Origin of the sequence: Microbacterium sp. AZCO (assembly GCF_039614715.1) — a bacterium.
Classification (GTDB): Bacteria; Actinomycetota; Actinomycetes; order Actinomycetales; family Microbacteriaceae; genus Microbacterium.
The window spans coordinates 2,432,581-2,453,219 of record NZ_CP154857.1 but is presented as its reverse complement, the minus strand read 5'-3'; the positions used below and the strand labels follow the sequence as shown (position 1 = coordinate 2,453,219).

At 70.9% G+C, this 20,639-nt stretch carries 11 protein-coding genes; 6 read left to right on the top strand and 5 right to left on the bottom strand.

Annotation, left to right across the window (positions count from 1 at the left end; translation table 11 throughout):
* Positions 1–7: 7 nt before the first annotated feature.
* The 4 genes from AAIB33_RS11475 to aceB all read right to left on the bottom strand — a co-directional run bounded on the left by AAIB33_RS11475 (position 8) and on the right by aceB (position 10,065).
* On the bottom strand, positions 8–3,229 hold the full coding sequence (locus AAIB33_RS11475; RefSeq protein ID WP_345800091.1) for a hypothetical protein: 3,222 nt from the start codon (positions 3,227–3,229) through the stop codon (positions 8–10).
* Entirely contained in the window at positions 3,226–6,582 is a 3,357-nt protein-coding gene (locus AAIB33_RS11470) for a hypothetical protein (protein WP_345800090.1), read from the bottom strand. The genes AAIB33_RS11475 and AAIB33_RS11470 overlap by 4 nt, the downstream gene beginning before the upstream one ends.
* Before the next feature lie 134 nt (positions 6,583–6,716).
* Positions 6,717–8,312, bottom strand: coding sequence for an isocitrate lyase (locus tag AAIB33_RS11465; RefSeq protein ID WP_345800089.1), 1,596 nt, complete (start codon positions 8,310–8,312; stop codon positions 6,717–6,719).
* A 112-nt stretch (positions 8,313–8,424) separates the two neighbouring features.
* Complete coding sequence (aceB, locus tag AAIB33_RS11460; protein WP_345803426.1) at positions 8,425–10,065, bottom strand: malate synthase A; 1,641 nt, start codon at positions 10,063–10,065, stop codon at positions 8,425–8,427.
* 230 nt (positions 10,066–10,295) lie between these two features.
* On the opposite strand from aceB, the gene AAIB33_RS11455 reads away from it, so the two are divergent.
* The gene (locus AAIB33_RS11455; RefSeq protein WP_345800088.1) at positions 10,296–11,774 is read left to right on the top strand and encodes a helix-turn-helix domain-containing protein; all 1,479 of its coding nucleotides are present in this window, start codon (positions 10,296–10,298) and stop codon (positions 11,772–11,774) included.
* 415 nt (positions 11,775–12,189) lie between these two features.
* Here the strand turns inward: AAIB33_RS11455 and AAIB33_RS11450 are convergent, their stop codons facing one another.
* Positions 12,190–13,716 (bottom strand): PucR family transcriptional regulator, encoded by a 1,527-nt coding sequence (locus tag AAIB33_RS11450; RefSeq protein ID WP_345800087.1) that lies wholly within the window; start codon positions 13,714–13,716, stop codon positions 12,190–12,192.
* A gap of 103 nt (positions 13,717–13,819) precedes the next feature.
* Here AAIB33_RS11450 and gabT point away from each other — a divergent pair, with 103 nt between their 5' ends.
* The 5 genes from gabT to AAIB33_RS11425 all read left to right on the top strand — a co-directional run bounded on the left by gabT (position 13,820) and on the right by AAIB33_RS11425 (position 20,489).
* Complete coding sequence (gabT, locus tag AAIB33_RS11445) at positions 13,820–15,178, top strand: 4-aminobutyrate--2-oxoglutarate transaminase (protein ID WP_345800086.1); 1,359 nt, start codon at positions 13,820–13,822, stop codon at positions 15,176–15,178.
* Positions 15,179–15,275: 97 nt separating this feature from the next.
* Positions 15,276–16,652 carry an NAD(P)/FAD-dependent oxidoreductase gene (locus AAIB33_RS11440; protein ID WP_345800085.1) on the top strand — a complete coding sequence of 459 codons (1,377 nt, stop codon included), beginning with the start codon at positions 15,276–15,278 and terminating at the stop codon, positions 16,650–16,652.
* The gene (locus AAIB33_RS11435; protein WP_345800084.1) at positions 16,649–17,533 is read left to right on the top strand and encodes a universal stress protein; all 885 of its coding nucleotides are present in this window, start codon (positions 16,649–16,651) and stop codon (positions 17,531–17,533) included. The genes AAIB33_RS11440 and AAIB33_RS11435 overlap by 4 nt, the downstream gene beginning before the upstream one ends.
* Positions 17,530–19,101 carry an APC family permease gene (locus AAIB33_RS11430; protein WP_345800083.1) on the top strand — a complete coding sequence of 524 codons (1,572 nt, stop codon included), beginning with the start codon at positions 17,530–17,532 and terminating at the stop codon, positions 19,099–19,101. The genes AAIB33_RS11435 and AAIB33_RS11430 overlap by 4 nt, the downstream gene beginning before the upstream one ends.
* A gap of 23 nt (positions 19,102–19,124) precedes the next feature.
* Positions 19,125–20,489, top strand: a complete 1,365-nt coding sequence (locus AAIB33_RS11425) for an NAD-dependent succinate-semialdehyde dehydrogenase (RefSeq protein WP_345800082.1) — start codon at positions 19,125–19,127, stop codon at positions 20,487–20,489.
* Positions 20,490–20,639: the final 150 nt, after the last annotated feature.

The window sequence follows — 20,639 nt, the reverse complement described above, 5'->3', positions numbered from 1 at the left end:
GGATGCCTCAGCCGAGGGCGATGACGTCGACGAACACCGTCCGCGAGACGAGCTCGGGAGGAGAGGCGTCCGTGACCTCATCGCCCGGGATGTCCTCCGTCTCGCGCACGACGAGGCGGTGCGCCGCACCGTCCGCCGGAAGCGCCAGCTGGATGCGCGTGCCGATCGCACCCGAGGAGCTCTGGACCGGGCGCCAGGCCGGTTCACCCGAGCCGAGCGGATCGGCGGCCTCCACGCCCGCCGCGACGTCGGCGCGTTCGATCGACACGTGCACGGTGTTGCCCGGTGCCGTGGGGGCGAGCCCCTGGAGGGTCGCCGTGATCGTGCCGCCGCCGCGCTCGACGACGAGCGTGCGGTCGGGAAGCACGGGCGCGGGGTCGGTCTTGACCGGCTCCGACAGGCGAAGGCCGTCGAGGCTGTCGGCCTGATAGCGCGCCACGACGAGCTGGACGAGCGGAGAGTACGACGCCGCTGCGACACCGGGCACCGGGACGTCGGCCCACCAGCGGTCGTCGGCGAACCACACGTCGTAGGGCACCGCGGTGACCCCCTGGTCGCGGAACACCGCGCCGTCGGGGTCGGCGAAGACAGAGAGCGGTGGGAACGACAGCAGCGGCGTGGTGGCGCGGATCGCGTCCCTGCCTGTGCGGGTGACATCGACGTTCGCGGGCGGCGGGCCCGCTGAATCCCACACCATGACGGCGAGCTGTTCGCCCTGCCCGGTCTCGAACCAGGGGCGCGCGAGCTCGACGCGCAGGATGCCTCCCGCCCGTCGCCGTTCGACGCGCGTCCATCCGGTGGGGAGGTCGGTGCCCGTCCAGCGGAAGGCCGGCGTGACGGCGCGCACGAGAGGCCGCGGCGGGCGGACCGAGCTCGGGATGCGCACTTCGGCGAGGGTCGCATCCGCGATGAACGCCTCGGCCGGCTCGTCGGCGTCGAAGTACCGTCGGAAGCGGCTCACCGCGGTCGCGTGGTACGTCACGCGGCGGTGCTTCGTGTCGGCGAACTCGTGCCGGATCTCGGGCAGCGCGGGGGCGCCGAGCTCGAGAGTCAGCGACGGGATCGTGTCGACGGCGGTCGTCGGCTCGGGGGCATCCCTCCACTCCTGCCACGTCGCGTCCAGGTCGACCTGGGCCGTGCTGGCGACGTCGACCCCCAGCGTCGGCGTCGAGGGGGCGAGGATCGCATGCGTCGCGGAGGGGGTCCGCTGCGGCTGCAGCGTCCCGGCCGGATCCGTGCGCGGCTTGCGGACGGCGTGGACGAACCGCACCGGCCGCGGCGGTGTCGCCATCGGATGGCGGCCGGTCGTGATCGCCGTCGTCGGCAGTTCGCGCAGCCACTCCGAGATCTCGAACTGCGTCGCCACCCCGTCGGCGAAGAACGACGAGATGTCGAGGGTCAGCTGCTCCGCCGGACCCAGACGCAGTCGCGCGACCTCACCTTCCCACTCGATGCGCGGGCGCGTGCCTTCGGGCGCCGACAGCGTCAGCGACTTCGGCGCGAGGGCCGGCCACGATCCCGACCAGTCCCGGTCGATCGCGGCGCCCGCGGCGACCGTGCCGGGCGCGTTGCGAACCGTGAGCAGCACCCCGCCGGCGGCGGGGTCGACGATCGTGCCGGTGGCCGCGGCATCCCGGATCACCTCGTCGCTCACGTGATCGAGCGCGCCGTGCTCCTCGGCGATGCGGAGGGACGTGACCGGCGGGGCGAGCTGCCGGGTCACGGCGGTCGGATACTGCGGATGCTGCGCCGCGAACGCCGCGACGTCGAGGCCGCGGTCGCTTCGGATGACGAGCTCTTCTACGCCCTCGCCCGCCGCGAGCGAGTCGCCTCCGTTCGGATCGAGCGTGATGAGCGGCGCACCGATGGGCTCGTAGCGCCGATAGGTCGTGAAGTCGGTGGAGAAGGAGTCGGCCTCGGGACTGTCGACCGCGTGCCCGCCGCCCGCGAGGTCGGCGACCCGCACCCGCATCCGGTACTCCTCGCCGAATCGCAGCGACGGCAGCGTGCCGCGCTCGACGGCCAGGTCGGCGACGAAGTCGAACGGGAGGGGCAGCCGCGGGCCGGTGGCGTTGCGGGTGCCCGGTGCCGTGCGGGGCACCGCGAGGCTCCAGCCGTCCCACCGCGCGACGACCTCGTCGGCGCGAAGCGTGCCGTCGTCCTCGCGCACGACGGCGTTGGGCTTGACGTGTCCGTCGTCCGGCATCTGCGGCTGGCCGACCGGCATCCCGTTCAGCTGATAGGTCGCGAGGCGTGCCGTGACCGAGCGCCACGGCGACCCCTGCCGGCGGATGTCGACGCGGTAGCCCAGCACGAGGTCGTCCGCCGCGAACGTCGTCTCGCCGAGGTCGGCGCCATGCGCGGCAGCCGCCGTGCGGCGGGCCTCGAGCGCATCGGCGCGGCCGCGCCGCAGCAGCGACATGCCCTGCGAGCGCAGCGTCGGCAGCGTTACGGCGTCGCCCCCGGCAGCGACGGCGCGCGCGGCATCCCGAAGACGTCCGGCACCGCCCAGGATGTCGACCGACGCGACGGCCCAGTCCGGCGTGCCGAGGTCGACCATGCCGGCCGTGACGTCGCCGCCGGCCTTCGGCACGAGGCCGCGGTCGGTGCGCTCGTACGCGGTCCACGGCGACACGATGGCCGGGTTCGACGGCCAGCGCACGCGCAGCCGTCCGCCGGCCCCGACGATGCCGGCCGGCGGCTCGATGTCGAAGATCAGCCCGAGAGCGCGCAGCACGGCGGGATGCTCGCGCAGCAGCGACACCGACCGGTGGAAGTCCGGCTCGACCCACTGACCCGTGCCGACGGGGGCCGCGGGGCTCTCGTCGTCCGGCTCGTCCCACGTCGCGAGCTGCTCGCGCACCCTCGCGTCGGCCTCGGCGCCGCCCGCCGCGACGGCCTTCGCCGAGTTGGCGTACGTCTCGCCGATGCGGTCGTGGAGGGATGCCGAGGGTTCCACCCGCGGCTTCTCATAGGCCACCGGGGCGAACGGCACGACGGGCGTCGTCGCGGGGAAGACCGAGCGCCACAGCTGCGGGTCGGGCGCCGCCGCGAGCCGGACCGGCGCGCTGCCGCCCGGGTCGGAGACGAGCTCCAACTCCGCCGCGGCGAGATCGGCGGCCCAGTCCGCCATCCCGCCCTCGGTGAGCGAGCCCGTCAGGCGTGGCACGACGAGCACCGACACGCGCCCGCCGGGCTGGGGGAGCGAGACGAAGACGATCGTGCTCATGCGAACGCCTCCCGGTACGAGCGCCACTGTTCGACGAACAGGTCCGGGTCGTTCCCCGCACCGTCGGCATTGCCGCGCACGGAGTCGTTCTGAAGGAGGAAGGCGTCGGGTCCGGCGTCACGGGCGGCGACCCCGTCCCGGACGGCATCGGGCGCCGCGACCCGCTCCCGGACGGCATCGGGCGCCGCGACCCGCTCGATCGCGGGCGACTCGTCGCCGCCGGCGATGCGCCACGGGCCGCTGTCCAGCTCGACCGACGTGGAGTAGAGCGTGAGGTCGAGCTCGATCACGAGGGTCGCGCGGCCGATGAGCGCGTTCGACCCGCTGTCGTAAGAAAGGGCGACGAGCATCTCGATCGACACCGACACGAGGCCGAGGATCTGCACGCACCCGCCGATCCGCAGGTATCCCGACACGGCGATCGCATTGCCGGTCTGGGTGTAGCGGATGCCGCCCAGCACATGCACCTCGGCCTCGGCGACGAAGAAGTCGAACCCGATCGAGGCCCCGAACTCGATCGCCGCCTCGATGCGGCGGATGCCGGTGTGGTCGATCTCGAGGTCGACGTAGCCGCCGCCGCCGAACATCAGCACCGTCGCGAGGAACGGGCGCTCTCGTGATGCGAATCCGATCCCGACCCTGGGCGGCTCCTTGCCGAACGGCACGTCGACGCCGGCGCGGAACACGATGTCCTTGAGCTGGAACGACCCCGCCGTCACGGGCGGGATCGGAAGCAGGTAGTTCGCGGAGATGCCGGCCGGGGTCGCCCGGATCGTCGGACCCTCGTCGCCGAGCGACACGGCGCTCTGGAGCGATTCGAGCAGCTTCAGCTCGTTGCGGAACTCGGCCGAAAGACCCGACACGTCGAGGTCGGGCTCCTCGCCCGGCTTCTGGGTGAATGCGAGCTCCGTGAAGGTGAGCCGCAGCAGCTCGTGCTCGGGGATCGGCAGCGCGAGCGCGAACGAGCGCAGCGTGCAGGTGATGAACGACCCGTCCGGGCCGGCCTGCATCTCGAGGTCGAGGCGCGTGTCGTCGGTCGCGACGAACGGCCCGAACGAGTGCACCGCGACGTCGGTCCACGTCATCCGCACGACCGGCGCCCTGCCCTCGAGGAGGTCGGTGACGATGGCCGGCGGCACGGGCAGCCGCTGCACGAGCGTCGCGAGGTCGAAGCCGAGCAGCGTCGCGCCGTCGGCGAAGAGCTGGGAAGCGTCGAACAGCCCCTCGGCCTGGCTGCGGATCCCCGCGATCGCGACGGGACCGAGCTCCCGCGACAGCCCGTCGGCGAGGATGCGCGGCGACAGCAGGGCGCCGGAGTTGCGGGCGTTCTCGATGAAGCTGAGATCCACGGCCTCGCCGACCGTGCGGAAGACCACGGAGTCGAGCGAGCCGTCGAGGAACTCCTCTGCGAACGTGTACGGCACCGGCGCGAGGTCGGAGAGGAGCGTCGAGACCTCGGGCAGCTCGATGGCGAAGCTCTCGAGGCGCGGGAGGTAGCCGGCATCCGTCACCGCCCCTACGATCTCGAGGGCGTGCACGACGCGGACGTCCCCCGGGGCCGGGGCTGCCGCGCGGACCAGGTCGACGCGCGTGGGCGCGAGAGGGACGGTGGATGCCGCGGCCTGCGTCCACTCCTGCTGCAGCCGCTCGATGGTCTGCGGGTCGCTCACCGCGACGAACGCGGGCTGCGACCCGATCGGATCGAGCTGGAACTCGCGCACGGCGATCATCGGGATGGTGGCGTCGACGTCTCCCGCGGCGCCGCGCAGCCGCACGGGGAAGGGGATGAGTCCCGCCGCATCGCGGGGGAGGAAGTACCACGGCTCATCGCGCTTCGACGTGCTCTCCACCTGGATCTGCGCGTCTAGCGCGGCGATGTCGGCGAGGAGCTGCTGGTACTCCGCCGCCTCGGGCATGCCGGCGGACACAAGCTCGTCGAGACTGCGGTCGCGGGTGCTCTCGGCGTCGATCGCGGGCCGGAGCCGGTCGGCCTCGGCCTGCAGCGGCGCACGCTGCGCGTGCAGCTGGGAGAGGCGGGCCGCGCTCGGCAGCGTGCCGATCTGCGCGTTGAGGTCGGAGATCTGCTGGCTGAGCTCGCGGATCTGGTCGCTGATCGACGGGTCGAGGAAGCCGTCCGGTCCGACGGGCGTCCGGTTGAGATCGTCGATCTGACGGCTGAGCTGGTCGATCTGGTCCTGGATCGGACCCGCATCCGCCCACGCCTGCTCGCCCGGAATGAGCTCCGCGTCGATGGAGTCGATCGCGGACTGCAGCTCGACGAGGCGCTGCGCCTCCGGCATCCCGGAGCCGACCAGCTCGTCGAAGCTGCGGTCGCGCACCATCTCGGCCGACACGATCGGCTCGAGCTCGCTGCGACGACCGTCCTTGCTGTCGCGCTCGGCTTGCAGATCGCCGAGGATCGCGCTGCCCCGCGTGAAGTTCACCCAGCGCTGCTCGGGCAGATCCGAGTACGCCGTCTGCAGCACCTCGACCTCGTCGAACGGGAACTCGCGGGACCGCGGAGGCCGGGCGACGGGGTCGATGAAGGTGAGCGTCGTCGTCTTGCGGAGCACCGCGACCCCCGTCGCGGGGTCGAAGACGCGTCGCGACACCGAGGAGAGCTCCGCCTGGTGGTTGAACGGATACATGCGCACGCGTGCGACGGTGTGGACGAAGACGTCGCGCCCCAGGGCTGCCTCGTGCTCCCAGTCGAAGTCGGGCCAGCGCCCCACGGCCGAGAGCGAGCCGCCGAGGGCGCTCAGCTCGAGCCGGCGCGAATGCGCGGGCGTCGTGCTCGCGTGCGACGCGATGATCGAGCGATCGGCGGTCGTGAGGGCGAGGGGGAACGGATCGGCCTGCTGCGCGACGCCGTCGTCGATCGCGAACAGCTCGACCGTCGTCGCCGGGTCCGCTCCGCGCGTGAGCCAGAGGCCCACGACACCGTCCGGTGAGACGAGAGGCGTGGCAGCGTGCCGCCACGTCGCCGTGCCGGGAGCGATGTGCAGGCGCCACGGCAGCTCGATGACCGTGCCGTCGGCGACATATCCCGCTTTCGCGACCGCCCCGAGCACGCCCTCGACGCTCAACGGCACGACCGCGTCGGGCGCGACCGAGAAGGTCACGGCGCTCGCCGCGGCGAGCTGCGACCGCCACACCGGCGTGCCGCCGATGTCATCCGGCGCAGAGCCCGGCGCGTCGACCTGCTCGGCCACGTGCTGCGGCGGGAACAGGACGGTGATCGTGGCCCCCGGCCCGCGAGCGCGCAGCGCGCCGTCGACCAGATCCAGTTCAGTCCATCGCACCCCGACCACGACCATGTCGTCGGCGCGCAGAAGTATATAGACGGTGCTCACGTTGCCCCCCGGCAGCCCTCGTCGTTCGAGTTGAAGCTACGCCCGCACGGGTGGTCGGCGCGACCCCCAAATCGCCGATCCCGCGAACACGGGATGCCGCGACCCGGCGGGCCGCGGCATCCCGTGCTCGATTCTCAGCTGAACTGGTTCATCGTGTTGTGCTGGCCGCCCGCCTTGAGCGCGGCGTCGCCGGCGAAGTACTCCTTGTGGTTGTCGCCGATGTCGCTTCCGGCCATGTTCTGGTGCTTCACGGTGGCGATGCCCTCGCGGATCTCGCGGCGCTGCACGCCCCGCACGTAGGCGAGCATGCCCTCGTCGCCGAAGTATCCTTTGGCCAGGTCATCGGTCGACAGGGCGGCCGTGTGGTACGTCGGGAGCGTGATGAGGTGGTGGAAGATTCCGGCCCGCGCTGAGCCGTCGCGCTGGAAGGTGCGGATCTTCTCGTCGGCGAGTCGAGCGAGCTCCGTGTCGTCGTAGTCGACGCTCATGAGGTCCGCCCGGTCGTAGGCCGAGACGTCCTCGCCCTGCTGCGCGAGCTGGTCGTAGGCCTGCTGGCGGAAGTTGAGCGTCCAGTTGAACGACGGGCTGTTGTTGTAGACGAGCTTCGCGTCGGGGACCTCCTTGCGGATCGCGTCGACCATGCCGGCGATCTGCTCGATGTGCGGCTTCTCCGTCTCGATCCACAGCAGGTCGGCTCCGTTGCGCAGCGACGTGATGCAGTCGAGCACGACGCGCTCCTCGCCGGTTCCGGCGCGGAACTGGTACAGGTTGCTCGGCAGGCGCTTCGGCCGCAGCAGCCGTCCGTCACGGCGGATCACCACATCGCCGTCGCTGAGCTGCCTCTCGCCGATCTCCTCCACATCGAGGAACGCGTTGTACTGGTCGCCGAGGTCGCCCGGGGTGGTCGAGACGGCGAGCTTCTGCGTGAGGCCCGCGCCCAGCGAATCGGTGCGGGCGACGATGATCCCGTTGTCGATGCCGAGCTCGAGGAAGGCGTACCGCACCGCGTTCACCTTCGCGAGGAAGTCCTCGTGGGGAACGGTGACCTTGCCGTCCTGGTGGCCGCACTGCTTCTCGTCGGACACCTGGTTCTCGATCTGGATCGCGCAGGCGCCCGCCTCGATCATCTTCTTCGCGAGCAGGTACGTGGCCTCGGGGTTGCCGAAGCCCGCGTCGATGTCGGCGATGATCGGCACCACGTGGGTCTCGTAGCTGTCGATCTGCGACTGGATGAACTCGACCGCCGTCTCGTCGCCCGCGGCCCGCGCGCCGTCGAGCTGCGTGAACAGCAGGTCGAGCTCCCGGGCATCGGCCTGCCGGAGGAACGTGTAGAGCTCCTCGATGAGAGCCGGCACCGCGGTCTTCTCGTGCATCGACTGATCGGGAAGCGGCCCGAACTCCGAGCGCAGCGCCGCGACCATCCACCCCGACAGGTAGAGGTAGCGCTTGTTCGTGGACTTCAGGTGCTTCTTGATCGAGATCAGCTTCTGCTGGCCGATGAAGCCGTGCCAGACGCCGAGCGACTGCGTGTAGACCGACGAGTCGGCGTCGTACTCCGCCATGTCGCGCCGCATGATGTCGGCCGTGTACTGGGCGATCTCGAGTCCCGTGCGGAATCGGTTCTGCGCGCGGAGCCGGGCGGCGGACTCGGGGTCGATGGCATGCCAGGTCTCGCCGTGCTGCGCCTTCAGCGCCTGGATCGCCTCGATGTCGTCGTGATAGGTGGTCATTTCCTGTCCTTCGTCAGTGGGGTGGTCATGTCCCGAAAAGGGGCGATCATGTCCCGATTCCCGCCGCTCAGCGGTCGGTTTTCGGCAGAAATCGGGACATGGATGCCGGGGGTCAGGCGGTCTGGGTCAGGAACCGCGAGTAGGCGGGCAGCGTCAGGAACGCCGGGAAGTCGGCGCCCAGCGCGACCTCGCGGAAGACCTCGGTGGCGTCGTCGAAGCGGTCGCCGGTCGTCCGGCCGGCCTCGCCGAGCACCTGGGTGATCAGCGACTCGATGTACTCGCGGGTGATCGCGGTGCCGTCCTCGGTGGTCTGGTCCTGGTGGATCCACTGCCACACCTGGCTGCGGCTGATCTCGGCGGTCGCGGCATCCTCCATGAGGTTGTCGATCGCGACGGCACCGAGCCCTCGCAGCCACGCCTCGATGTAGCGGATCGCCACCGAGACGTTGCCGTGCACGCCGGCTGCTGTGACGGGTCGTCCGATGTGCACGTCGATGAGATCCGACGCCGACACCTCGACCTCCGGCCGCTGCCGGTCGAGCTGATTCGGCCGGTCGCCGAGGACGGCGTCGAACTGGGCGCGCGCCACCGGGATGAGGTCGGGGTGCGCGACCCACGTGCCGTCGAAGCCGTCGCCGGCCTCGCGCTTCTTGTCCGCGGCGACCTTCTCGAAGGCGCGCTCGGTCACCTCAGGATCCCGGCGGTTCGGGATGAAGGCGCTCATCCCGCCGATCGCGAACGCCCCGCGCTTGTGGCACGTCTTCACGAGCAGCTCGGTGTAGGCGCGCATGAACGGCACCGTCATCGTGACCTCGCTGCGGTCGGGGAGCACGAAGCGGGCCCCGCGTCCGCGGTAGTTCTTGATGATCGAGAAGATGTAGTCCCAGCGGCCGGCGTTGAGGCCCGCGATGTGGTCGCGCAGCTCGAAGAGGATCTCCTCCATCTCGAACGCCGCCGGCAGCGTCTCGATGAGCACCGTGGCGCGGATCGTGCCGTGCGGGATGCCGGCATACCGCTCGCTGAACGTGAAGACGTCGTCCCACAGCCTCGCCTCTTCGCTCGACTCGAGCTTGGCGATGTAGAAGTACGGGCCCCGGCCGTTCGCGATGAGCTGGTGCGCGTTGTGGAAGAAGTACAGCCCGAAGTCGACGAGCGACCCGGAGGTCGCCATGGTGCGACCGGCGCGGTCGGTGTAGCGGATGTGGTTCTCGGGCAGGTGCCAGCCGCGCGGACGCATCACGATCGTCGGCGTCTCGGTCGCCGTGACTTCGTACCGCTTGCCCTCGGGGCTCGTGAACTCGAGCTGTCCGCGGATCGCATCGAAGAGGCTCAGCTGACCCTCGATCACGTTGCGCCAGGTCGGGCTGGTGGCGTCCTCCTGGTCGGCGAGCCACACCTTGGCGCCCGAGTTGAGCGCGTTGATCGTCATCTTGGGGTCGGTCGGCCCCGTGATCTCGACCCGGCGGTCCTCGAGACCCGGACCGGCGCCCGCGACCCTCCACTCCGCGTCCTCGCGGATGTGACGCGTGTCGTCGCGGAACTGCGGGTCGTGGCCGTTGCCGATCTCGAAGCGGCGACGCAGCCGGTCGGCGAGCCGGTCGTGGCGGCGGGCGCCGAAGCGGTCGTGCAGCTCCGCGAGGAACGTGAGCGCGGCGGGCGTGAGGATCTCGTCGTAGCGCGCTCCGAGACGACCTGTGACCTCGATGGCGGGCTCGTGGGTCTGAGTGGGGATGGGCTGGGTGCGCGTGCGCATCGGGGTGGTGGTTGCAGGTGTCATCTGCCTGGCTTCCTGTGAACGAGTGCCGGTGGGGTGAGGGATGCCTCAACCTGGCGTGTGCGCCGGGTGAGGCATCCCGAGATCCGCGTTCTGTGCCGATCGGACGGTGGGTCGTGAGACCACTCTGCGGTGAAGATGTGGGCTCATCCCGACGGATTCGGGTGTGAAGTTTCGTGGGATTTCTGCTTTCGTGACAGAATCCGGCTATGACGACGTCGCTCGACCACCGTGCCGGGGTCGATCTCGCCGACGATGAAGAGGTGGATCCCCTCACCATCGGCCGCCGCATCCGGCAGCTGCGAACCGCTCGCGGCATGACGCTCGAAGAGCTCGCCGCCGCCGTCCATCGCGCGCCGAGCCAGCTCTCGATGATCGAGAACGGGCGTCGGGAGCCGAAGCTCACGCTGCTTCGTGGGATCGCGCGAGCCCTGGGCTCGACCCTCGACGCCCTCCTCGAGTCGGAGCCGCTCGACGAGCGGGCCACCCTCGAGATCGCCCTCGAAAGGGCCATGAAGGGGCAGACGTTCCAGGCGCTCGGGATCGCCCCGTTCCGGATCGGCAAGACCGTCCCGACCGATGCCCTGAAGGCGATGCTCGCGCTGCAGACCGAGATCGAGCGGCTGCGCGACGAGCGGGCCGCGACGCCGGAGGAGGCCCGCCGGGCGAACGTCGCCCTCCGTCGCCTCATGCGCACGCAGAACAACTACTTCCCCGAGCTCGAGGAGCAGGCCCGGTCGCTACTCGACGCCGTCGACCATCCGGGCGGACCGCTCACGCAGCGCACGGCGTCCGACATCGCGGCGCACCTCGGCTTCACGCTGCACTACGTGCCCGACCTGCCGCAGACGACCCGGAGCGTCGCCGACATCAAGAACGGGCGGCTCTATCTGTCGAGCCGGCTCACGACGAAGGGCGACCCCCGCACGTCGGTGCTGCAGGCGCTGTCGAGCCGCATCCTCGGCCACCGGGAGCCGACGAGCTACGCCGAGTTCCTGCGGCAGCGGGTCGAGACGAACTACCTCACGGGCGCCCTGCTCATCCCCGAGGCGCACGCCGTGCCGTTCCTCGAGGACGCCAAGAAGGATCGGGCGATCTCGATCGAAGACCTCCGCGACGCCTACTCGGTCTCGTACGAGACGGCCGCGCACCGCTTCACCAATCTCGCGACGCGGCATCTCGGCATCCCGGTGCACTTCCTCAAGGTGCACGAGTCGGGCGTCATCACGAAGGTGTACGAGAACGACGACGTCAACTTCCCGACCGATCGGCTCGGCGCGATCGAGGGGCAGATGTGCTGCCGGAAGTGGACGAGCCGCGTCGTGTTCGACGTCGACGACCACTTCAACCCGTACTACCAGTACACCGACACGGGCAACGGCACGTACTGGTGCACGGCCCGCGTCGAGCTGTCCAGCGAGGGCGCGCACTCGATCTCGGTCGGCGTGCGCTTCGACGACACGAAGTGGTTCCTCGGCCGCGACACCCCCAACCGGGGCGTCTCGAAGCATTCGGTCGAGGTGTGCTGCCGGCGGGCTCCCGCCGAGCTCGAGTCGGCCTGGCGCGAGCAGTCGTGGCCCAATGTGCGCACGCCGCGCACGCTGCTCGCGACGCTCCCGACCGGCGCCTTCCCGGGCGTCGACACGACCGACGTCTACGAATTCCTCGAGGCTCACGCCCCCCGCTGACCCCCGGGCACCAGCTCCTCAAGACCGGCCGTGCGCGGTCTCGACACGCCGCGACCGACGCAGCTGCGGGGCCGACTTTGAGGAGTTATGACCGCGCGGGCGGCAGCTCTCCAGCGGGTCGCGCGGGCGTCAGTCGCGCGCGACCCGGGCACCAACTCCTCAAGATCGGCCCTGCTTGACCCCGACACGCCGCGACCCACGCAGGTGCGGGGCCGACTTTGAGGAGTTATGCCCGCGCGGGCGGCAGCCTCTCGCGCGGGTCGCGCCGACGTCAGTCGCGCGCGACCCGGGCACCAACTCCTCAATTCCGGCCCCTGCTTGACCCGACACGCCGCGACCCACGCGGGAGTGGGGCCGACTTTGAGGAGTTATGCCCGCGCGCGCGACGCGCTCTCGCGCGCGGGTCGCGCCGACGTCAGTCGCGCGCGACCTGGAGCGCGGCCCAGAGGTCGGCCCGCGCGGCGAATGAGGTGAGGTCGGTGCCGAGGAGGCGCTGGGCGAGGCCGATCCGGGCGCGCACCGTGTGGCGGTGCACCCCGAGAGCCGTCGCGGCGGCGTCGATGCGCGCATCGTGCTCGAGCCATGACCGCACGGTGTCGACGAGCGCGGTGCCCTGCTCGGCGTCGTGCTCGCGCAGCGGGGCCAGCCGGGCGGCGGCGAGCGACCGGGCGGCTTCGGAGTCCAGCGCCGAGAGGACGCCGGATGCCGCGATCTCGCGGAACCTCGTGACGGGCTCGGTCCCGCGGCGCAGCGCCGTGACCGCCTGGGCGTGGGCGTCGGGGAACTCGGCGTACGGCACCGGCTCGGACACCCCGAGCCGCGCCTCGAACCGGGTCGCGAGCTCGTCGAACACCTCGTCGTCGTGCGCGACGACGACGAGCGCGTCCTCGGCGCGGCCGTGGAAGACCGAGCCGCGCATCTCCGCGGCGCGGAGCGTCAGCCACTCCGACACGGCGTCGGAGCGCGCGGCCGCGGCATCCGTCACCGCGATCCGAACCGGAGCGGCGGGGAGCCCGCCCCACAGGTCGCGCGCGATGCGGCGCGCGAGGGCGGCGTCTCCCGTCAGGAGCGACTGCACCAGGCCCGCGCGCAGGAGGTCGTGCGCGCGGGCGAGACTCTGCTGCTGCTCGAAGGCGAGCCCCGCCATCGCGACGACCGACGTCACGACGCCGCGGCCCTCCTGGTCGAGCTCGCCGGCCGCGATCGCGATGACGCCTCGCAGGTGTCCGCCGCGCCCGAGCGTCTGCATCGTGAAGGGGGCGCCGCCGATGCGCAGCGACGACCCGGCGCGTGCGCCGCGCCGCAGCACGGCACCCACCTCGTCGGCGAGCTCGTCGAGCACGACGTCGTCCAGACCGCGGGTCGGATGCTCGCGGGTGAGCACGCCCGCGGCGTCGAAGAGCCCGACCCAGGTGTCCAGCTGACGGGCCAGCTCGGATAGCGTCGCGCCGAGCCCGTCGGGGCGGAGCGCCGCGAGGGCGATGGCGCGCTGCGCCGCGAGCGCCCAGCTGCGCCGCGCATAGGCCTGGGCCGCGATCGCCTCGGCGTTCGCTCGCGCCACGGCGATGAAGGGCGTGCGGTAGGGCACCTCGAAGAGCGGCATCCGCTCGTCGCGGCACGCCTCCGCGAGGGCGGGAGGGATGCCGTCGCGGACGACCTCCGTGCCGAACCCGAGTCCTACGACGCCCCGCGCCGCGAGACGGTGCACGTACGAGTGGAACGTCTCGTCACCGGCATCCCGGAACTGCGTCCCCGTGGTGAGGAGCGCGAGGCCCTCGGACAGGAAGGGCGTGGGGTCGGCGAGGTCGGAGCTGTGCACCCAGCGCACGTACTGGTCGAGGGCGCCGGGTGCGAGGTCGTCCTCGTCGCCCTCGAGGCGCAGGTGCAGCTCGCGCCGCTTCAGCAGCGCACGCAGCGTCGGGGCCTCGGCCGTGGCATCCATCCGACCTCCCGACGTCCGTGCTGTACGAGGTGTACACGCGGCGCATCAGAATGTACACCGTGGAGAGTGCACGGGCGGCGCCCCCGTCCGTACGCTCGCCAGCATGACCGCCATCGACACCGTCACCGCAACGCCGCTGGGCGGGCCCTCACTGCCGCAGGAGCGCCGCCTCGTCACGAGCATCCCCGGCCCCCGCTCGCAGGAGCTGCTCGACCGCAAGGCCGCCGCCGTCGCGGCGGGCGTCGGTCACACGGCCCCCATCGAGGCCGTCGCGGCCGGCGGGGGAGTCATCGTCGACGCCGACGGCAACTCGCTCATCGACCTCGGCTCCGGCATCGCCGTCACGAGCGTCGGCAACGCCCACCCCAAGGTCGTCGAGGCCGTTCAGGCCCAGGTCGCGCAGTTCACGCACACGTGCTTCATGGTCTCGCCGTACGAGTCGTACGTCGCGGTCGCCGAGGCCCTCAACCGCGTCACCCCGGGTGACCACGTCAAGAAGAGCGCGCTGTTCAACTCCGGCGCCGAGGCGGTCGAGAACGCGATCAAGATCGCCCGCAAGTTCACGAAGAAGTCGGCCGTCGTCGCCTTCGACCACGGCTACCACGGCCGCACCAACCTCACGATGGCGCTCACCGCGAAGGCGATGCCCTACAAGAGCGGCTTCGGGCCGTTCGCGTCGGAGATCTACCGCGCGCCCCTCTCGTACCCGTTCCGCGACGGGCTCGACGGCGGCCTCGCTGCCAAGAAGGCCATCTCGGTCATCGAGAAGCAGGTCGGCGCCGACAACCTCGCCGCCGTCATCATCGAGCCCATCCAGGGCGAGGGCGGCTTCATCGTGCCGGCCGACGGGTTCCTCAACGCCATCGTCGACTGGTGCCGCGCGAACAACGTCGTCTTCATCGCCGACGAGATCCAGACCGGCTTCGCCCGCACGGGCGCGATGTTCGCCAGCGAGCGCTTCGGCATCGTCCCCGACCTCATCACGACGGCCAAGGGCATCGCGGGCGGGCTTCCCCTCGCCGCCGTCACGGGTCGCGCCGAGATCATGGATGCCTCGCACACGGGCGGCCTCGGCGGCACCTACGGCGGCAACCCGATCGCCTGCGCCGCGGCGCTCGCCTCGATCGAGGTGTACGAGACCGAGGGCCTCATCGAGCGCGCGAACGAGATCGGCGAGATCCTCACGACCCGCCTGCGCGAGCTGCAGGCCTCCGACCCCCGCGTCGGCGACGTCCGCGGATACGGCGCCATGATCGCCGCCGAGTTCGTCGACCCGGCGACGGGTGAGCCCGACGCCGCCCTCACCGGGGCCATCGCCAAGGCGTGCATCGCCGACGGCGTCATCGTGCTCACGTGCGGCACCTACGGCAACGTGATCCGTTTCCTCCCGCCCCTCACGATCCCCGACGCGCTGCTCCACGAGGGCATCGACGTCGTGGCCGCGGCACTCGCCGCGAACTGACCACGCGGTCGACGGACCCGGCACGGGGGAGGCCGGGTCCGTCGCCTGCGGACGCGGAGTCCGCCGACTCATCCCTCACTCGAGCAAAGGAGCACTCATGTCTGAGCTGACGCGCGACGTCGTCGTCATCGGAGCCGGAGCGGCCGGACTCACGGCCGCCAACCAGCTGAAGAAGGCGGGGCTCTCGGTCGCCGTCCTCGAGGCGCGGGACCGCGTCGGCGGACGCCTGTGGACCGACGTCATCGACGGCGCGACGCTCGAGATCGGCGGACAGTGGGTGTCGCCCGATCAGCAGGCGCTCATCGACACCATCGACGAGCTCGGGCTCGAGACGTACGACCGCTACCGTGAGGGCGACTCCGTGTACGTCGGGCCCGACGGTGTGGCCAAGCGCTTCACGGGCGAGATGTTCCCCGTGTCGGCCGAGACCGAGCGCATCATCGCCGAGATCACCGACGAGCTCGACGCGATGGTCGCCGAGATCGACCCCGATCGCCCGTGGGCGCACCCGAAGGCCGCCGAGTGGGACTCCGTCTCGTGGGAGGCGTGGCTGCGCGCCAAGACCGACGACGACGAGGCCGTCCGCAACCTCGCGTTCCCGACCGGCTCGGCGATGCTCACGAAGCCGATCCACGCCGTCTCGCTCCTGCAGTCGCTCCTCATGGCCGCCTCGGCCGGCAGCTACTCGCACCTCGTCGACGCCGATTTCATCCTCGACAAGCGCGTCGTCGGCGGTCTGCAGCAGGTGCCGCTCCTCCTCGCCGAGCGCCTCGGCGACGACGTCTTCCTCGGCTCGCCGGTGCGCACGCTCGAGTGGTCGGACGCTTCGACGGGGTCGGGGACCAGCGTCACGGCGACGACCGACACGCAGACGGTGCACGCCCGCTACGCGATCCTCGCGCACGCGCCCGTGCTGTACAGCCGCATCCAGTTCGTCCCGGCCCTCCCGCGTCGCCAGCACCAGCTGCACCAGCACCTCTCGATGGGCTTCGTCATCAAGGTGCACGCCGTCTACGAGACCCCGTTCTGGCGCGAGAAGGGCCTGTCGGGCACGGCGTTCAGCCCCTATGAGCTGTCGCACGAGGCGTACGACAACACCAACCACGGCGATGAGCGCGGCACCCTCGTGGGCTTCGTCTCCGATCAGAACGCCGACGACGTCTTCGCACTGTCGGCCGAGGAGCGCAAGGAGCGCATCCTCGAGTCGCTCTCGCACTACTATGGCCCGGAGGCCAAGAACCCCGTCGTCTACTACGAGAGCGACTGGGGCAGCGAGGAGTGGACGCGCGGCGCGTACGCCGCGAGCTTCGACCTCGGCGGGCTCCACCGCTACGGCGCCGACCTCCGTACGCCCGTCGGACCGATCCACTTCGCGTGCAGCGACATGGCGGGCGCCGGCTACCAGCACGTCGACGGCGCCATCCGCATGGGCCGCTTCGTCGCGGCGAACATCATCGACGAGGCGCACGCATGACGGGTCGCATCGTCGTCGGCTATACGGCGACGGATGCCGGAGCCGACGCCGTCGCGCTGGGCGCGCGCCTCGCCGCGGCGCTCGGCTCGTCCGTCGAGCTCGTGCTCGTCCTCCCCGCCGAGGACCGCAGCGTCATCACGCCGCCCGACGCCGGGTACGACCGATACCTGCAGGGACAGGCGGAGGCCTGGCTGCAGACGGCCGCCGAGTCGATCCCGGATGCCGTGACCCACGCCGCGCACGTGCGCTTCGGCGACTCCTTCGCGGAGGGCCTCATCGCCGCCGCGCACGAGTTCGACGCCGACCTCATCGTGGTCGGCGCCGCCAACGGCGGCCTTCGCGGCCGCCACCGCCTCGGCACCGTCGCGAACGAGCTGCTGCACTCCTCCGATGTGCCCGTCGCCCTCGCGCCCGAGGGCTCGCGCCGCTTCGAGGCGACCGGCGTGAGCCGCGTCACTGTCGCGATCGGCACGCGCCCCGGCGCTGAGGCTCTCCTGGAGGAGAGCGTCTCGCTCGCCATCGCCGCGCACGCGCACCTGCGCCTGCTCTCGCTCGTGTCGGTCGACCTCCCCGCGTCGGTCGACACCGGTGTCATCCGGGTCGCCGGTGCGGCGCATGCGGACGACGTGCTGGGCAAGGCGCTCGACACGCTGCCCGAGGCCGTCGAGGCCGACGTCGTCGTCGCCCGCGGCGACAGCATCGAGGAGGCCGTCGCGCACCTCAGCTGGGAGCCCGGCGAGCTCGCCGTCGTCGGCTCGAGCCGCCTCGCCCAGCCCCGCCGCCTGTTCCTCGGCTCGACTGCGGCGAAGATGCTGCACGAGCTTCCCGTCCCGATGGTCGTCGTGCCCCGAACACGCGACAAGGAAGGTTCCCGCGTATGAGCGCTTCACAGACCGGTTCAGCGACGCCGCTGGCCCCCGCCTCCGGCGCGCATGCCGGCGAGCTCTCGAAGAAGGGGCTGAGCGCCGGCGCTGTCGGCGTGCTCGGCGCCGTCGTGATCGGCGTCTCCACGATCGCGCCCGCCTACACGCTCACAGCATCCCTCGGTCCGACCGTCGCCGTCGTCGGCACGCAGGTGCCCGCGATCATCCTCGTGGGCTTCATCCCGATGCTCCTCACGGCCTTCGGCTACCGCGAGCTCAACCGCGCCATGCCCGACTCCGGCACCTCCTTCACGTGGGGTGTGCGGGCCTTCGGCCCGTGGATCGGATGGATGACGGGGTGGGGCCTCATCGCCGCGACCGTCATCGTGCTCTCCAATCTCGCGGGCATCGCCGTGGAGTTCCTGTTCCTGCTGATCTCGCAGCTCACGGGCAACCCCGCCATCGCGGAGCTCGCGTTCAACCCGTTCATCAATGTGGTCGTCTGCCTGCTGTTCATGCTCGGCGCGACGCTCGTGTCGTACCGCGACATGCAGACGACCCAGAAGTTCCAGTACATCCTGGTGGGCTTCCAGGTCGTCGTGCTGCTGCTCTTCGCGATCGTCGCGATCGTCAAGGCCGTCCAGGGCGACGCGCCCGATCCCACGGCGTTCTCGTGGTCGTGGTTCAACCCCCTCGAGGTGCCGACGTTCAGCGCCTTCGCGGCCGGACTGTCGCTGTCCATCTTCATCTTCTGGGGCTGGGACGTCGTGCTCACGATGAACGAGGAGACGAAGAACCCCGCCAAGACGCCCGGCCGCGCCGCGATGCTGACGGTCGTCATCGTCGTCGCGCTGTACCTCCTGCTGTCGATCGGCCTCATCATGTTCGCCGGTGTCGGCACGGGGCCGCTGGGCCTTGCGAACGAGGACATCTCGGCGAATGTGTTCTTCGCGCTCTCCGACCCGATCCTCGGCCCGCTCGCGTTTCTCGTGTCGCTCGCCGTGCTCTCGAGCTCCGCGGCGTCGCTGCAGTCCACGGCGGTGGGCCCGGCACGCACGCTCCTCGCGATGGGTCACTACGGCGCGATCCCGCCGAAGTTCGCGCGTGTCAGCCCCCGGTTCTTCACGCCGGGGTACGCGACGATCGTCTCGGCCATCGTGGCGTCGGTGTTCTACGCCGTCATGCGCGTCCTGAGCGAGAACGTCTTGACCGACACGATCCTGTCGCTCGGCATGATGATCTGCTTCTACTACGGCCTCACCGCGTTCGCGTGCGTCTGGTACTTCCGCAAGCAGTGGTTCGACTCCGTGCGCAGCTTCTTCTTCACCTTCCTGTTCCCGCTCGTCGGCGGCAGCATCCTGGCGGTGCTGTTCGTCACGACCCTCATCGACTCGATGGACCCGGCGTACGGCAGCGGGTCGAGCATCGGCGGCCTCGGCCTCGTGTTCGTCCTCGGCGTCACCGTGATCCTCGTGGGTGTGGTCATCATGATCTGGCAGGCGATCAAGCGCCCCGCGTTCTTCCGCGGCGAGACCCTGTCGATGGATGCTCCGCCCAGCCTTCGCCGCACCCGTCAGACTGCGTGAGAGAAAACGAAAGGACGACCCGCATGAGCGACTACGCCGTCGTGAACCCCGCCACGGGCGAGACCCTGGCGACCTACCCGACCGTGAGCGCCGATGAGCTCGAGGCCGCGATCGCGCAGGCGGATGCCGCCTACCGCACGTGGCGCGACACCCCCGTCGCGGAGCGTGCGGCCCGCATCCGCCGCGTCGCGGAGCTGCACCGCGAGCGCCGCGACGAGCTCGCGGAGATCATCGTGCGCGAGATGGGCAAGCCGCTCGCGGCGGCCGTCGGCGAGGTCGACTTCGCCGCCGACATCACCGAGTACTACGCCGACAACGCCGAGAAGGTCACCGGCGACCAGCCGATCGACATCATCGGCGAGGGCACGGCCGTCATCCGCCGCACGCCGCTGGGCGTGCTGCTCGGCATCATGCCGTGGAACTTCCCGTACTACCAGGTGGCGCGCTTCGCGGCGCCGAACATCGTCGTCGGCAACACGATCCTGCTCAAGCACGCTCCGCAGTGCCCCGAGTCGGCCGCGGCGATCGCGAAGATCTACGAGGATGCCGGCCTCGGCGACGGCGTGTATACGAACGTCTACGCCACCAACGACCAGGCGGCGACGATCATCGCCGACAAGCGCGTGCAGGGCGTATCCGTCACGGGCTCCGAGCGCGCCGGCGCCGCCGTGGCGGAGATCGCGGGCCGCAACCTCAAGAAGGTCGCGCTCGAGCTGGGCGGCTCCGACCCGTTCATCCTGCTGTCGACCGACGACCTCGACGGCGCCGTTCAGGCCGCCGTCGACGCGCGCCTGGACAACACGGGCCAGTCCTGCAACGCCGCCAAGCGCTTCATCGTGCAGGAGGGCCTCTACGACGCCTTCCTCGAGAAGTTCACGGCCGCGATGACCGGGGCGAAGGTGGGCGACCCGTTCGCCGACGACACGGTGCTCGGGCCCCTGTCCTCCGTCACGGCGGCCGAGCGGCTCGCGGCGCAGGTCGACAAGGCGGTGTCGCAGGGCGCGCGCCTGGTGGCGGGCGGCACGCGGGACGGCGCTTTCTACGCCCCCACCGTGCTCGCCGACGTGACGAGCGACATGGATGCCTACCGCGAGGAGTTCTTCGGACCCGTCGGCGTCGTCTATAAGGTGGCCGACGAGGACGAGGCGGTGGCCGTCGCGAACGACACGCCGTTCGGTCTCGGCTCGTACGTCTTCACGACCGACGAGGAGCAGGCCGAGCGCGTCGCGAACCGGATCGACGCCGGCATGGTCTACGTCAACGTCGTGCTGGCCGACTCGCCCGAGCTGCCGTTCGGCGGCGTCAAGCGCTCCGGCACGGGGCGCGAGATGGGGCTCCTCGCAGCTGACGAGTTCGTCAACAAGAAGCTGATCCGCATCGGCGCGTGATCGTCGTCGCTCCGCTCGCTCGACGCCCGGAGGTCCGGTCGTCGAGCGGGCGAGCGCGCGCGGGATCAGCCATTGTCTCCGCATGTCGGACCGCGCTCGGTTCGCGGGCCGGGAAGGCATGCCGTACACTGGATCATGCAGTTGAAGTCT

Bases quoted from the DNA above. Each gene is read 5' to 3' on its own strand.
- AAIB33_RS11450 (WP_345800087.1), bottom strand. From the start codon at position 13,716: ATGGATGCCACGGCCGAGGCCCCGACGCTGCGTGCGCTGCTGAAGCGG.
- AAIB33_RS11425 (WP_345800082.1), top strand. From the start codon at position 19,125: ATGAGCGACTACGCCGTCGTGAACCCCGCCACGGGCGAGACCCTGGCG.
- aceB (WP_345803426.1), bottom strand. From the start codon at position 10,065: ATGCGCACGCGCACCCAGCCCATCCCCACTCAGACCCACGAGCCCGCC.
- AAIB33_RS11465 (WP_345800089.1), bottom strand. From the start codon at position 8,312: ATGACCACCTATCACGACGACATCGAGGCGATCCAGGCGCTGAAGGCG.
- AAIB33_RS11430 (WP_345800083.1), top strand. From the start codon at position 17,530: ATGAGCGCTTCACAGACCGGTTCAGCGACGCCGCTGGCCCCCGCCTCC.
- AAIB33_RS11475 (WP_345800091.1), bottom strand. From the start codon at position 3,229: ATGAGCACGATCGTCTTCGTCTCGCTCCCCCAGCCCGGCGGGCGCGTG.
- gabT (WP_345800086.1), top strand. From the start codon at position 13,820: ATGACCGCCATCGACACCGTCACCGCAACGCCGCTGGGCGGGCCCTCA.
- AAIB33_RS11435 (WP_345800084.1), top strand. From the start codon at position 16,649: ATGACGGGTCGCATCGTCGTCGGCTATACGGCGACGGATGCCGGAGCC.
- AAIB33_RS11455 (WP_345800088.1), top strand. From the start codon at position 10,296: ATGACGACGTCGCTCGACCACCGTGCCGGGGTCGATCTCGCCGACGAT.
- AAIB33_RS11440 (WP_345800085.1), top strand. From the start codon at position 15,276: ATGTCTGAGCTGACGCGCGACGTCGTCGTCATCGGAGCCGGAGCGGCC.